This is a genomic window from Pseudomonas sp. LBUM1646 (genome assembly GCF_059716165.1).
This window is the reverse complement of sequence record NZ_CP166810.1, coordinates 6,835,979-6,849,572: the sequence shown is the minus strand read 5'-3', so window position 1 is coordinate 6,849,572 and position 13,594 is coordinate 6,835,979. Positions and strand designations below refer to the sequence as shown.

The window sequence follows — 13,594 nt, the reverse complement described above, 5'->3', positions numbered from 1 at the left end:
TGTTGACGATGAAGATCGGTGTAATCGGTGGCGGCCAGTTGGGTCGCATGTTGGCGCTGGCGGGCACTCCGCTGGGCATGAACTTCGCTTTCCTCGACCCGGCACCGGATGCTTGCGCAGCCGCGTTGGGCGAACACCTGCGGGCCGATTACGGCGATCAGGATCACTTGCGCCAGCTGGCCGATGAAGTCGATCTGGTGACCTTCGAATTCGAAAGCGTCCCGGCCGAAACCGTGGCCTTTCTGTCGCAGTTCGTCCCGGTCTACCCGAGCGCCGAAGCCCTGCGCATCGCCCGTGATCGCTGGTTCGAGAAGAGCATGTTCAAGGACCTGGGGATTCCCACCCCGGCGTTCGCCGACATCCAGTCGCAAGCTGACCTGGACGCGGCTGTTGCTTCCATCGGTCTGCCGGCCGTGCTGAAAACCCGCACCCTGGGTTACGACGGCAAGGGTCAGAAAGTCCTGCGCAAGCCGGAAGATGTGGTTGGCACCTTCGCCGAGCTGGGCAGCGTGGCCTGCCTGCTGGAAGGCTTCGTGCCGTTCACTGGCGAAGTCTCGCTGATCGCCGTGCGTGCCCGCGATGGCGAAACCAAGTTCTACCCACTGGTGCACAACACCCACGACAACGGCATCCTCAAGCTGTCCGTGGCCAGCACCGATCACCCGCTGCAAGCCCTGGCTGAAGACTACTCCAGCCGTGTGCTCAAGCAGCTGGAATACGTCGGCGTGATGGCGTTCGAGTTCTTCGAAGTCGACGGTGGCCTCAAGGCCAACGAAATCGCCCCGCGCGTACACAACTCAGGGCACTGGACTACTGAAGGCGCCGAGTGCAGTCAGTTCGAAAACCACCTGCGGGCCGTTGCCGGTCTGCCGCTGGGTTCGACGGCCAAGATCGGTGAGAGCGCGATGCTCAACTTCATCGGTGTAGTTCCTCCGGTGGAAAAAGTGATCGCGATTGACGATTGCCATCTGCATCACTACGGCAAGGCGTTCAAGGTCGGTCGCAAGGTCGGTCACGCCAATCTGCGTTGTGCAGACCGTGAGACGCTGGCAGCGCAGATCCTCAAGGTTGAAGCGCTCATCGCCGAATAGTTTCATGTGGCAGCGGCGGAACCTTCAGTGTCCGCCGTTCTCTGATGGCAGGATGCCAAAGTCTGTCTAGGCTTTGGGCATATCCAAATCATTCAGAGGGAAATGCCATGGGAATTATCGGAACCATCTTTATCGGCTTGATCGTCGGCCTGCTGGCACGCTTCCTGAAACCGGGCGATGACAGCATGGGTTGGATCATGACCATCCTGCTCGGTATCGGCGGTTCGCTGGCGGCCACTTACGGCGGCCAGGCTCTGGGCATCTACCATGCGGGCGAAGGCGCAGGCTTCCTTGGTGCGCTAGTGGGCGCCGTGGTGTTGCTGGTGCTCTACGGTTTGATCAAAAAGAACTGATTCAAAGCGACAAAGCCCTCTCTGCAGCGCAGGCCGAGGGGGCTAGAATGCTCGCCGTTGCACCGTCCTTTTCTTTGTCGAGCACTTCCATGCGCCGTCTTTTACTGACTTTCCTATTACTGGGTTCGGGCCTTGCCCATGCCGGCGAGCTGCCGGAAACCGACTGGCTGGAACTGATGCCAAAGTCGGACCAGAAAGCCCTCGAGGCCATGCCCGAAATCGACCACAACACCCCCGAAGGCGATGGCACTTTTACCTCAAAGGGTGGCATGAAGCAGAGCAAAGGCTTGCCGGCGGTGATGTATTCGACCAAAACCGTGCCGTCGATGAACGACAAGAACATCCGCATTGGCGGTTATCCGGTGCCGCTGGAGTCCGACGCCAAGGGCCGCAGCACACTGTTTTTTCTGGTGCCGTACCCGGGCGCTTGCATCCACGTGCCGCCACCGCCGCCTAACCAGTTGGTGTTGGTGCGCTATCCGAAAGGCTTGAAGCTGGACGATATCTACACACCGCTGTGGGTCACGGGCACGCTGAAGATCGAGAAGGTCAACAACGACCTGGCTGACGCGGCGTACGCGCTGGATGCGGCGAAGGTGCGAGTGGTCAAAGAGTCGGATTTGTAGTCGCGTATAACGCAAAAAAGATCGCAGTCTTCGGCAGCGCCTACATAGATCGGTGTAGGAGCTGCTGAAGGCTGCGATCTTTTGATCTTAAAGCGGTTTGCTGCCGATGCTGACGCCGAGGGTATGACTGGTGCCCGCCGCGAGGTTCACCACGTCATCCATCACATTCGCCGTCTCAATGCACAGCATGCGCTGCCAGCCATCGTCGGCCATGTCGCTGAATGCCGCCGCGCGATCGATCCACGGGTTCCAGATCACTGCCGAGCGCGAACCACTGCTGGTCAGCTCGATGCGCCGTTCCCAGGCCGGGTCGACAATGCTCAGCTTCGGCGGGGTATTGAGGTAGATACGGTCAGTCTCGCCGGTAAACGCTAAATCGCCGGCCTGAGTGGCGGTGCTCCAGTCCTTCGTCGTATCGATGTAACTCAAGCCATCCAGCCCTTCGACCTGCACGTTGCGCACATCGCTTACCGCGAAGTAGCTGTGCAGCGCCTGGCTGATGGACACGGTTTCGGCGCCACGGTTATGGCTGGTCAGGCTGATGTGCAGTTGCTCGTCCAGACGGATGCTCAGCTTCAAATCCACCTGATGCGGCCAACCCGGGAATCCGCCTTCGGGGTAGGGCAGGACAAATTCCACCTTCAGGCTTTCACCCTCGGTTTCGATGCCGCCCAATTCCCAATCCGTCGCCCGGACAAAACCGTGGGCGGTCGGTGGTTCATTGCTGACGCGCATCGCCTGGACGCTCTGCGGGTTGCGCGGGAAGTTGCCGAACCACGGCCAGCACACCGGCACACCGGCGCGGATGCTTTTGCCGGTCTTGAATACGGCTTCGTCGTTGAGCCAGATCAGCGGCGGTTGCCCGGCCAATTGATAACTGAGGATGTGCGCGCCTTGCTGGGCCACCAGCAATTCAGCCTGACCGTGGCGAATACGCCAGCAGTTCAGTTCATCCAGTTTCACGGCTTCAACGTTGGGCGTGCTCATGGGGACAACTCTCAATCAGGATCAATGACTGCAATGGACCGCAAAACCCGCGCAGTGTTTAACGCGCGCGTGGCGGAACCGAACGGGTGCGGCCGCTGCCGTCGATGGCGACGAACACGAACACCGCTTCAGTCACCTTACGCCACTCACTGGACAACGGATCGTCGCTCCAGACCTCGACCATCATCTGGATCGAGCTGCGGCCGATTTCCAGCGCCTGGGTATAGAAGGAGAGCTGTGCGCCCACCGCCACCGGAACCAGGAACGCCATGCGGTCGATCGCAACGGTCGCGACGCGGCCACCGGCGACTTTGCTGGCCATTGCGGTGCCAGCCAAATCCATCTGCGCCACCAGCCAGCCGCCGAAAATATCGCCAAAGCCGTTGGTTTCGCGCGGGAGTGCGGTGATTTGCAGGGCCAGGTCGCCTTGCGGGATTGGATCTTCTTGTTCGAGCTCTATCATGCCGGGGGTGCCTCTGACCCGTGACTCTCATTGGTACTTCAGGTAAATAGCCGTCTCAGAAAAAACGATTCAGCCCCGAACATACTACGTTCGTCACGTTTTTCGTAAGGCGCCTAAAGGGAAACTCTGCGAAATCGCCTTTGGAGCCCGGCAGGCGTTTTCGCACAGCAACCCTTTCAAACTGTTGCAAGATCGCGAGTATATCGGTCGGTAGACTCCGAGACGACCGTCCGGTTCTCATTTCGACCGTCAAATACGCACCTCTATGTGCTTTTTCGAACAATTTGCTATCGTGCCGGACCTGCCCAAGCCTCCGCCAGCGTTGTTGGGGTTGCAGATCCGACTATAAGAGAAACCCTTGCCATGACCACAGCGCCCTCGAGCACTGCGCAGCCGACGCAATCCGCACGTCCGTTGACCCGCAACGATTACAAGACTTTGTCGCTGTCCGCTTTGGGCGGCGCGTTGGAGTTCTACGACTTCATCATCTTCGTATTTTTCGCCACGGTGGTCGGCAAGCTGTTCTTCCCGGCCGACATGCCCGAGTGGCTGCGCCTGATGCAGACCTTCGGCATCTTCGCCGCCGGCTATCTGGCACGGCCGCTGGGCGGCATCGTCATGGCGCACTTCGGTGACCTGTTGGGACGCAAGAAGATGTTCACCCTGAGCATTTTCATGATGGCGGTGCCGACCCTGATCATGGGCCTGCTGCCGACTTACGCGCAGATCGGCATGTGGGCGCCGATCCTGTTGCTGCTGATGCGGGTGATCCAGGGCGCGGCGATTGGCGGTGAAGTGCCCGGCGCCTGGGTCTTCGTTTCCGAGCACGTTCCGCAGCGGCACATCGGCTACGCCTGCGGCACCCTGACCTGCGGCCTGACGGCCGGTATCCTGCTGGGCTCGTTGGTGGCCACGGCGATCAATAGCCTCTACACCCCGGTGGAAGTGGCGGATTACGCCTGGCGGATCCCGTTTCTGCTGGGCGGCGTGTTCGGCCTGTTCTCGGTCTATCTGCGCCGCTGGTTGCACGAAACCCCGGTATTCGCCGAACTGCAACTGCGCAAGGCCTTGGCCGAAGAAGTGCCGTTGCGCGCGGTGCTGCGTGACCATCGCGGGGCGATCCTGATTTCCATGCTGCTGACCTGGCTGCTGTCCGCCGGGATCATCGTCGTCATCCTGATGACCCCGACCGTGCTACAGACCGTTTATCACTTCTCGCCGACCATCGCGTTACAGGCCAACAGCCTGGCGATTGTGTTCCTGAGCCTGGGCTGCGTGGCCTCCGGCGCGCTGGCTGATCGTTTCGGCGCCGGCCGGGTGTTCGTGTTCGGCAGTGCCGCGTTGCTGATCAGTTCGTGGACCTTCTATCACAGCCTGTTCAACCACCCGGACTGGCTGTTCCCGATGTACGCCGTGACCGGTCTGCTGGTCGGCACCATCGGCGCCGTGCCCTACGTGATGGTCAAAGCCTTCCCGGCGGTGGTGCGCTTCAGCGGCCTGTCGTTCTCCTACAACCTGGCCTACGCCATCTTCGGCGGCCTGACGCCAATGATCGTCACCCTGCTGCTCAAGGAAAGCCCGTTGGGGCCGGCCTATTACGTGGCGATTATTTGTGGGGTCGGGATTTTGGTGGGCGGGTATCTTTGGAAGAAGGGGCGCTGAGCCAATAACCGATCGTTCCCACGCTCCGCGTGGGAATGCCGCCATGGACGCTCTGCGTCCGCTTCCGAATGGGACGCAGAGCGTCCCGAGATGCATTCCCACGCAGAGCGGGGGAACAATCTGAGGCTACATGCTGGCCTTTCATCCAATTGTCATATTTCAGCCATAGAGTGTTCACACGGCCTGCTGATACTTGGCCCCGACTTAACACACCCTATCTGCTAGGAGTAAGGCATGAAACTGAAGCGTTTGATGGCGGCAATGACTTTTGTCGCTGCTGGCGTTGCGACTGCCAACGCGTTCGCCGCTGTTGACCCTGCGATCCCGAGCTACACCAAGACCACTGGTGTATCGGGCAACCTGTCCAGCGTCGGCTCCGATACCCTGGCCAACCTCATGACCCTGTGGGCTGAGAACTACAAAAAAGAATACCCGAACGTAAACATCCAGATTCAGGCCGCTGGCTCCGCCACTGCGCCACCTGCGTTGACTGAAGGCACCTCTAACCTGGGCCCGATGAGCCGCAAGATGAAGGACACCGAACTGGCTGCCTTCGAGCAGAAGTACGGCTACAAGCCAACCGCTATCCCGGTTGCCGTGGATGCCCTGGCGGTGTTCGTGCACAAAGACAACCCGATCCAGCACCTGACCATGGAACAAGTCGACGCGATCTTCTCGTCTACTCGTCTGTGCGGCGCTAAAACCGACGTCAAAACCTGGGGCGACCTGGGCGTGACTGGCGACCTGGCCAACAAGCCGGTTCAGCTGTTTGGTCGTAACTCGGTATCCGGCACTTACGGCTACTTCAAAGAAGAAGCCCTGTGCAAAGGTGACTACAAGCCAAACGTCAACGAACAACCAGGCTCGGCTTCGGTCGTGCAGTCGATCAGCTCCTCGCTGAACGGTATCGGTTACTCGGGCATCGGCTACAAGACCGCTAGCGTGAAGACAGTGGCCCTGGCCAAGAAAGGCAGCACTGACTTCATCGAAGACAGCGAAGAAAACGCCCTGAACGGCAAATACCCGCTGTCGCGTTTCCTCTACGTGTACGTCAACAAAGCCCCGAACAAGCCTCTGGCCCCGCTGGAAGCCGAGTTCGTGAAACTGGTTCTGTCCAAACAGGGCCAGGAAGTTGTAGTGAAAGACGGCTACATCCCACTGCCAGCCAAAGTTGCTGCAAAAGCACTGGCTGACCTGGGTCTGCAGGAAGGCGGCGCTGAAGTCGCAAAAAAGTAAAACCCTAGGTCCGGGGCTCGCCCCGGACCTGTGTAGGAGCTGTGTAGGAGCTGTCGAGTGAAACGAGGCTGCGATCTTTTGATCTGGCTTTTTAAGCGGCAAGGTCAAAAGATCGCAGCCTCGCTTCACTCGACAGCTCCTACAGGGCTTTCTACGCTCCCCAATTTTCTGTCCTCTGCCAGTTCCCACCGGCGGCGGATTTGTTGCGTCACTGCATTGTCATCTTTCTGTCATACAGGATCGCTAGGGTGTGCGCATGAATGATCTGGCCAATTCCACCATGACTAACAATCCCCCCAAGCGAATTGACTTCAATACGCCTGAGCTGCAACGCAAGCGCCGCATCCGCGCGCTTAAAGATCGCCTGACCCGCTGGTACGTCCTCGTTGGCGGCCTCGCCGTCCTCGGCGCGATCACGCTGATCTTTTTCTTCCTTGCCTACGTGGTTGCGCCGCTGTTCCAGGGTGCCAGCCTGACTTCCAAGGACGCCCTCACCCCGGCCTGGATGCAAGACGCCGGCAAGCCGCTGATGATCTCCCTGGAAGAACAGAACCAGGTTGCCATGCGGGTTTCCGACAAAGGCCAGGCGCTGTTCTTCGATATCGACAGTGGCGCCGAACTCCGGCGCGTCGATTTGCCGATTCCGGCCGGCACCACCGTGACCTCCATCGGCGAAGACCAGCCTGGTCATCCGCTGGTAGCTGTGGGTCTGTCCAACGGCCAGGCACTCGTCTTCCGTCATACCTACAAAGTCAGCTACCCGGACAACAAAAAGACTATCTCGCCGGCCATCGACTTCCCGTACGGCGAAGCCCCGATTGCGTTGAACGAGGCGGGCGGTGCCCTGGAGCATGTCAGCCTTAACGCCACCGACACCACGCTGATGCTGGTGGGCTCCACCGGTTCGCAACTCAATGTGCTGTCGCTGACCAGCGAAGAAAACATGATGACCGGCGAAGTCACCAACGAGCAGAAGCGCATTGATCTGCCGCAAATGACCGAGCCGGTGAAGAACATCTTCGTCGACCCACGTCAGCAGTGGTTGTACGTGATCAACGGTCGCGCCCAGGCCGATGTGTTCAGCCTGCGCGACAAGAGCCTCAACGGTCGCTACAAGTTGCTCGAAAACGGCGACGCCGAGATTACCGCCAGTACCCAACTGGTGGGCGGCATCTCGCTGATCCTCGGTGACTCCAAGGGTGGCCTGGCTCAGTGGTTCATGGCCCGCGACCCGGATGGCGAACAGCGCCTGAAGCAAATCCGCAATTTCCAGATGGGCACCACGCCGATCGTTGAAATCAGCGCTGAAGAACGTCGCAAAGGTTTTGTTGCCCTCGACGCCTCGGGCAAGCTCGGCGTGTTCCACAGCACCGCGCACCGCACCTTGCTGGTCGATCAGGTGGTCGATGGCCAAGGGATCTTCGGTCTGTCGCCGCGGGCCAACCGCCTGATCGTCGAAGCAGGCGGCAAGATTCAACCGCTGCTGCTCGACAACCCGCACCCGGAAGTGTCGTGGAGCGCGCTGTGGAGCAAGGTTTGGTACGAGAACTACGACGAGCCTAAATACGTCTGGCAATCGACCGCCGCCAACACCGATTTCGAACCCAAAATGAGCTTGGCGCCACTGACTTTCGGCACCCTGAAAGCCGCGTTCTACGCCATGCTGCTGGCCGCACCTCTGGCCGTCGCTGCGGCGATCTACACCGCGTATTTCATGGCGCCGAGCCTGCGTCGCAAGGTCAAGCCGGTGATCGAGCTCATGGAAGCGATGCCGACGGTGATCCTCGGTTTCTTCGCCGGCCTGTTCCTCGCGCCTTATGTGGAAGGGCATTTGCCGGGCATTTTCAGCCTGCTGATGCTCTTGCCGATCGGCATTCTGGTGGCCGGTTTCGTCTTCAGCCGCCTGCCTGAGTCGATCCGCCTGAAAGTGCCGGATGGCTGGGAAAGCGCGATTCTGATCCCGGTGATCCTGTTTGTGGGCTGGTTGTCGCTGTACATGAGCCCGTACATGGAAACCTGGTTCTTCGGCGGCGACATGCGCATGTGGATCTCCCACGACCTGGGCATCACCTACGACCAGCGCAACGCTCTGGTGGTGGGTCTGGCCATGGGTTTCGCGGTGATCCCGAACATCTACTCCATCGCCGAAGATGCCGTGTTCAGCGTACCGCGTGGCCTGACCCTCGGCTCTCTGGCCCTCGGCGCCACGCCGTGGCAAACCATGACCCGCGTGGTGATCCTCACCGCCAGCCCGGGGATCTTCTCGGCGCTGATGATCGGCATGGGCCGTGCGGTCGGTGAAACGATGATCGTGCTGATGGCCACCGGCAACACCCCGGTCATGGAAATGAACCTGTTCGAAGGCCTGCGCACCCTGGCGGCCAACGTTGCGGTGGAAATGCCGGAGTCGGAAGTCGGCGGCAGCCACTACCGCGTGCTGTTCCTCTCGGCGCTGGTGCTGCTGTTGTTTACCTTCGTCATGAACACCCTCGCGGAACTGATTCGTCAGCGTCTGCGCAAGAAATACTCGTCGCTTTAAGAAAGGTAGAAGTCTGTGAAACAGAACTCCCTGAAAGGATGGTTCAAGAGCGGCGCCCCCGGCGTCTGGATCAGCGGTGGCGCGGTGTCCATTGCGGTCATCATGACCATTGGCTTGCTGGCAGTGATTGCCGTGCGCGGCCTGGGCCACTTCTGGCCGGCGGACCTGGTCCACGCCAGTTACGACGTACCGGGCCAGGCCAATCACTTGGTCATTGGCGAAGTGGTGCAAAAAGAAGAAGTGCCGCGTGAGCGTCTGAAAAGCGCTGGCCTGCCGGTGCCTGATGTCGGCCCGGAGTTCATGACCCGCGAGCTGATCAAGGTCGGCAACCGTGACTTGAACGGCAACGACTTCACCTGGATCGTCGGCGAGTGGCTGACCAACCAGACCATGCCGCCAGAACTGATGACCATCGAGCGTCGTGAGTGGGGCAACTTCTACGGTTACCTGGTCAACGTCAAACAGGACGGCAAGGTGATTGCCGAGGGCGAAGCGGCCTGGCCGGAATTGCAGGCGCGTGTGGATCGCGTTAACAAGCTTGCGGCGCAGCTCAAGAGCCTGGAGAAATCCGACATTGGTGCGATCAACGCCGGTCTCGAACGCATCCGTCTGCATGGCCGCAAGCTCGAACTGGCGGGTAAACTCGACGCCACTGCGCAAGCCGACATGGACGCCGAAAAGGCTGAGCTGAACGCCCGCTATCAGGACATCGAAGCGCGCCTGGCTGAGCTGCACGCGCAGTTCAACCGTGACAGCCTGACGGCTCGCGACGCCAACGGCAAAGAGCTCGAAATCGGCATCGGCAAAGTGGTGCATGCCTACCAGCCGAACGCCATGGGTTACGTCACCAAGATTGGCTTTTACTTCAGCAAGGTCTGGGAATTCCTCAGCGACGATCCGCGTGAAGCGAACACCGAAGGCGGGATCTTCCCGGCGATCTTCGGCACCGTGATGATGACGTTGATCATGGCGATGATCGTGACCCCGTTCGGCGTGCTGGCGGCGGTGTACCTGCGGGAATACGCCAAGCAGAACGCGTTGACGCGGATCATCCGCATCGCCGTGAACAACCTGGCCGGCGTTCCGGCCATCGTTTACGGCGTGTTTGGCCTGGGCTTCTTCGTCTACGTACTCGGCGGCTCGGTCGACCGGCTGTTCTTCCCCGAAGCACTGCCGGCACCGACCTTCGGTACGCCGGGCCTGCTCTGGGCTTCGTTGACCCTGGCGCTGCTGGCGGTGCCGGTGGTGATCGTGGCTACCGAAGAAGGGCTGGCGCGGATTCCTCGCACCGTGCGTGAGGGCTCGCTGGCGCTCGGCGCGACCAAGGCTGAAACCTTGTGGAAGATCGTGCTGCCGATGGCCAGCCCGGCGATGATGACTGGCATGATTCTCGCGGTGGCGCGCGCCGCTGGTGAAGTGGCGCCGCTGATGTTGGTGGGTGTGGTGAAACTGGCGCCGTCGCTGCCAGTAGACGGCAACTACCCGTACTTGCACCTGGACCAGAAGATCATGCACCTGGGCTTCCATATTTATGACGTTGGTTTCCAGAGCCCGAACGTCGAAGCCGCACGGCCGCTGGTGTACGCCACGGCGCTGTTGCTGGTGTTGGTGATTGCCACGCTTAACCTCTCGGCCGTCTACATCCGCAACCACCTGCGCGAGAAATACAAAGCGTTGGATAGCTAAAGCCATTAGCCACAAGCGGCAAGCTACAAGCCGCTTTTGCTCAAACTTGCAGCTTGCAGCTAGAAGCTTGCAGCTACGAACGGAGTGAGACCATGCAGCACGAAACACATACCCACGGCATCAACATGTCAGCCCTGGGCCGCGACAAACAGAGCCTGAGCCTCGCACAGGAAACCGTGGCCATCGAAGTGCCGAGCCTGAGCCTGTTCTACGGCGACAAACAAGCGCTGTACGACGTCAGCATGAACATCCCGAAACAGCGCGTGACTGCCTTCATTGGCCCGTCCGGCTGCGGCAAGTCCACGCTGCTGCGCACGTTCAACCGCATGAACGACCTGGTCGATGGCTGCCGTGTTGAAGGCGCGATCAACCTCTACGGCAACAACATCTACCGCAAGGGCGAAGACGTGGCCGAGCTGCGTCGTCGCGTCGGCATGGTGTTCCAGAAGCCGAACCCGTTCCCGAAAACCATCTACGAGAACGTGGTCTACGGCCTGCGCATCCAAGGCATCAACAAGAAGCGCATCCTCGACGAAGCCGTCGAGTGGGCGTTGAAAGGCGCGGCGCTGTGGGACGAAGTCAAAGACCGTCTGCACGAGTCGGCACTCGGCTTGTCCGGTGGTCAGCAACAACGGTTGGTGATCGCCCGCACCATCGCCGTGGAGCCGGAAGTGCTGCTGCTCGACGAACCGTGCTCGGCCCTCGACCCGATTTCCACGCTGAAAGTCGAAGAGCTGATCTACGAACTGAAATCGAAGTTCACCATCGTCATCGTGACCCACAACATGCAACAGGCCGCGCGGGTTTCCGACTACACGGCGTTCATGTACATGGGCAAACTGGTGGAATTCGGCGACACCGACACCCTGTTCACCAATCCGGCGAAGAAGCAGACCGAAGACTACATCACAGGGCGGTACGGCTAGCCGTACAGCTGCAAGCCGCAAGCTTCAAGCGGCAAGTTAGCGGTTCAGCGTAACGACACAAATTGGCTTGCAGCTTGTAGCTTGCGGCTTACAGCTTTTGCGGAGCAATCGCATGATTAGTAAAGAAGGCCTTACCCATCACATCTCCGCGCAGTTCAACGCCGAGCTCGAGGAAGTGCGCAGCCACCTCCTGGCCATGGGCGGACTGGTGGAGAAGCAGGTCAATGACGCAGTCACCGCGCTGATCGAGGCCGACTCCGGCCTGGCCCAGCAAGTGCGTGAGATCGACGACCAGATCAACCAGATGGAACGCAACATCGACGAAGAGTGCCTGCGCATTCTCGCTCGTCGTCAGCCAGCGGCGTCCGACTTGCGTTTGATCATCAGCATCTCCAAATCGGTGATCGACCTGGAGCGCATTGGTGACGAAGCGACCAAGATCGCCCGCCGTGCCATCCAGTTGTGTGAAGAAGGCGAGGCGCCGCGCGGTTACGTCGAGGTGCGCCACATCGGCGACCAGGTGCGCAACATGGTGCGTGACGCGCTGGATGCGTTCGCTCGTTTCGACGCTGACCTCGCGTTGTCGGTGGCGCAGTACGACAAGATCATCGACCGCGAATACAAGACCGCCTTGCGTGAGCTGGCCACCTACATGATGGAAGACCCGCGCTCTATTTCGCGGGTCCTGAGCATCATTTGGGTGTTGCGTTCGCTGGAGCGCATCGGCGACCACGCGCGCAATATCTCGGAACTGGTGATTTACCTGGTGCGCGGCACCGACGTGCGCCACCTGGGCCTCAAGCGCATGAAGGAAGAAGTTGAAGGCACAAGTGGCGAAACCGCTAATGTTCCGGGCAAAGCTGACGATAAGTAAGATTGCCTGAGAAAAGCGCCCGGCCTTTTGGCCGGGCGTTTTTGTTTGTGGTTTTTGAATGTGAAAGCAGCACCCGCGAACGAAAAGTCCCGGCGTGACTGAAGGTTTTTGGCAATGTGCCATCAGCAAAGCGGTATGCTTGCCGGGATTTTTTAAAGGGGTTGTGGATGAGTAAGGTCAGTGTGTTGGTCGTGGACGATGCGTCGTTCATTCGTGACCTGGTGAAGAAGTGCCTGCGCAACTACTTCCCGGGTATCCGGATTGAAGACGCGGTCAACGGCAAGAAGGCTCAGGCGATTCTGGCGCGTGAAGCGTTCGACCTGGTGTTGTGTGACTGGGAGATGCCGGAAATGTCCGGCCTGGAATTGCTGACCTGGTGCCGCGAGCAGGACAACCTCAAGACCATGCCGTTTGTGATGGTGACCAGCCGTGGCGACAAAGAGAACGTCGTCCAGGCGATCCAGGCCGGGGTTTCCGGTTATGTCAGCAAGCCGTTCACCAACGAACAACTGCTGACCAAGGTCAAGCAGGCGCTGAACAAGGTCGGCAAGCTCGACACCTTGATGAACAGCGCGCCGACCAAGATGAACTCGGCGTTCGGCAACGATTCCCTGAGCGCATTGACCGGTGGCAAGGCTGCCGTGGTCGCGCCATCGGCCGCCCCGGTCAACCCGTTTGCCAAACCCGTCGCCGTTGCCGCCCCGGCTCCCGCCGCCGCGCCGTCCCGTGGTTTGCTCAACAGCCCGCCGGTCAAGGCACCTGGCGCTGCTTCGGCGGCACCGACCGGTGGTCGTGGTCAGGGCCAATTGCGCCTGTCGAGTGGCACCCAGCAATGCGTGATCAAGGCCTTGAGCCTCAAGGAAGCGCTGCTGGTGGTCAAACGCACCGACATCCTGCCGCAAGTGCTCGAAAGCGCCGTGCTCGACTTGGAGCAGGGCGACAACGCTGAAACCGCCCGCCTCAACGGCTACCTGCACGCCATCGTCGCCCACGAGCAAAAACCCGACAGCGACTGGCTGCAGCTGACCTTCCGCTTTGTGGACAAGGATGCACAGAAGCTCGACTACATCTCCCGCCTGATTGCCCGTGGTACTGCGCAGAAGCATTTCGTACCTGGCGCGTAATCTTCGTCGCCTGACAGTCAGTCTTCG

12 protein-coding genes are annotated in these 13,594 nt (G+C 60.0%); 10 read left to right on the top strand and 2 right to left on the bottom strand.

What is annotated here, in order from left to right:
- The first annotated feature begins 8 nt into the window (after window positions 1-8).
- From ACA071_RS31345 to ACA071_RS31335, 3 genes are all read left to right on the top strand, one after another.
- Entirely contained in the window at window positions 9-1,091 is a 1,083-nt protein-coding gene (locus ACA071_RS31345; RefSeq protein WP_497642525.1) for a 5-(carboxyamino)imidazole ribonucleotide synthase, read from the top strand.
- A 107-nt stretch (window positions 1,092-1,198) separates the two neighbouring features.
- Window positions 1,199-1,444 carry a GlsB/YeaQ/YmgE family stress response membrane protein gene (locus ACA071_RS31340; protein ID WP_497642524.1) on the top strand — a complete coding sequence of 82 codons (246 nt, stop codon included), beginning with the start codon at window positions 1,199-1,201 and terminating at the stop codon, window positions 1,442-1,444.
- An 89-nt stretch (window positions 1,445-1,533) separates the two neighbouring features.
- The gene (locus tag ACA071_RS31335) at window positions 1,534-2,070 is read left to right on the top strand and encodes a DUF3299 domain-containing protein (RefSeq protein ID WP_123597676.1); all 537 of its coding nucleotides are present in this window, start codon (window positions 1,534-1,536) and stop codon (window positions 2,068-2,070) included.
- Between the two features lie 87 nt (window positions 2,071-2,157).
- On the opposite strand, the gene ACA071_RS31330 is transcribed toward ACA071_RS31335, so the two are convergent.
- Both ACA071_RS31330 and ACA071_RS31325 read right to left on the bottom strand, forming a co-directional pair.
- Entirely contained in the window at window positions 2,158-3,057 is a 900-nt protein-coding gene (locus tag ACA071_RS31330) for a D-hexose-6-phosphate mutarotase (RefSeq protein ID WP_497642523.1), read from the bottom strand.
- 58 nt (window positions 3,058-3,115) lie between these two features.
- Window positions 3,116-3,520 carry an acyl-CoA thioesterase gene (locus ACA071_RS31325; RefSeq protein WP_007896491.1) on the bottom strand — a complete coding sequence of 135 codons (405 nt, stop codon included), beginning with the start codon at window positions 3,518-3,520 and terminating at the stop codon, window positions 3,116-3,118.
- Window positions 3,521-3,883: 363 nt separating this feature from the next.
- Between ACA071_RS31325 and ACA071_RS31320 the strand changes: the two genes are divergently transcribed.
- The 7 genes from ACA071_RS31320 to ACA071_RS31290 all read left to right on the top strand — a co-directional run bounded on the left by ACA071_RS31320 (window position 3,884) and on the right by ACA071_RS31290 (window position 13,567).
- Window positions 3,884-5,182: an MFS transporter gene (locus ACA071_RS31320; protein ID WP_497642522.1), complete on the top strand. Its 1,299-nt coding sequence runs from the start codon at window positions 3,884-3,886 to the stop codon at window positions 5,180-5,182.
- A 234-nt stretch (window positions 5,183-5,416) separates the two neighbouring features.
- Window positions 5,417-6,418: a phosphate ABC transporter substrate-binding protein PstS gene (locus ACA071_RS31315; protein ID WP_497642521.1), complete on the top strand. Its 1,002-nt coding sequence runs from the start codon at window positions 5,417-5,419 to the stop codon at window positions 6,416-6,418.
- A gap of 505 nt (window positions 6,419-6,923) precedes the next feature.
- Window positions 6,924-8,957, top strand: coding sequence for an ABC transporter permease subunit (locus ACA071_RS31310; RefSeq protein WP_497645413.1), 2,034 nt, complete (start codon window positions 6,924-6,926; stop codon window positions 8,955-8,957).
- Window positions 8,958-8,972: 15 nt separating this feature from the next.
- Window positions 8,973-10,643, top strand: coding sequence for a phosphate ABC transporter permease PstA (pstA, locus tag ACA071_RS31305; RefSeq protein WP_497642520.1), 1,671 nt, complete (start codon window positions 8,973-8,975; stop codon window positions 10,641-10,643).
- A 92-nt stretch (window positions 10,644-10,735) separates the two neighbouring features.
- The gene (pstB, locus tag ACA071_RS31300; protein WP_497642519.1) at window positions 10,736-11,569 is read left to right on the top strand and encodes a phosphate ABC transporter ATP-binding protein PstB; all 834 of its coding nucleotides are present in this window, start codon (window positions 10,736-10,738) and stop codon (window positions 11,567-11,569) included.
- Between the two features lie 112 nt (window positions 11,570-11,681).
- The gene (gene phoU / locus ACA071_RS31295; RefSeq protein WP_008150055.1) at window positions 11,682-12,443 is read left to right on the top strand and encodes a phosphate signaling complex protein PhoU; all 762 of its coding nucleotides are present in this window, start codon (window positions 11,682-11,684) and stop codon (window positions 12,441-12,443) included.
- A gap of 167 nt (window positions 12,444-12,610) precedes the next feature.
- Window positions 12,611-13,567, top strand: coding sequence for a response regulator (locus ACA071_RS31290; protein ID WP_497642518.1), 957 nt, complete (start codon window positions 12,611-12,613; stop codon window positions 13,565-13,567).
- The last annotated feature ends 27 nt before the right edge of the window (window positions 13,568-13,594 follow it).

Bases quoted from the DNA above. Each gene is read 5' to 3' on its own strand.
- ACA071_RS31345 (WP_497642525.1), top strand. From the start codon at position 9: ATGAAGATCGGTGTAATCGGTGGCGGCCAGTTGGGTCGCATGTTGGCG.
- ACA071_RS31340 (WP_497642524.1), top strand. From the start codon at position 1,199: ATGGGAATTATCGGAACCATCTTTATCGGCTTGATCGTCGGCCTGCTG.
- ACA071_RS31335 (WP_123597676.1), top strand. From the start codon at position 1,534: ATGCGCCGTCTTTTACTGACTTTCCTATTACTGGGTTCGGGCCTTGCC.
- ACA071_RS31330 (WP_497642523.1), bottom strand. From the start codon at position 3,057: ATGAGCACGCCCAACGTTGAAGCCGTGAAACTGGATGAACTGAACTGC.
- ACA071_RS31325 (WP_007896491.1), bottom strand. From the start codon at position 3,520: ATGATAGAGCTCGAACAAGAAGATCCAATCCCGCAAGGCGACCTGGCC.
- ACA071_RS31320 (WP_497642522.1), top strand. From the start codon at position 3,884: ATGACCACAGCGCCCTCGAGCACTGCGCAGCCGACGCAATCCGCACGT.
- ACA071_RS31315 (WP_497642521.1), top strand. From the start codon at position 5,417: ATGAAACTGAAGCGTTTGATGGCGGCAATGACTTTTGTCGCTGCTGGC.
- ACA071_RS31310 (WP_497645413.1), top strand. From the start codon at position 6,924: ATGCAAGACGCCGGCAAGCCGCTGATGATCTCCCTGGAAGAACAGAAC.
- pstB (WP_497642519.1), top strand. From the start codon at position 10,736: ATGCAGCACGAAACACATACCCACGGCATCAACATGTCAGCCCTGGGC.
- phoU (WP_008150055.1), top strand. From the start codon at position 11,682: ATGATTAGTAAAGAAGGCCTTACCCATCACATCTCCGCGCAGTTCAAC.
- ACA071_RS31290 (WP_497642518.1), top strand. From the start codon at position 12,611: ATGAGTAAGGTCAGTGTGTTGGTCGTGGACGATGCGTCGTTCATTCGT.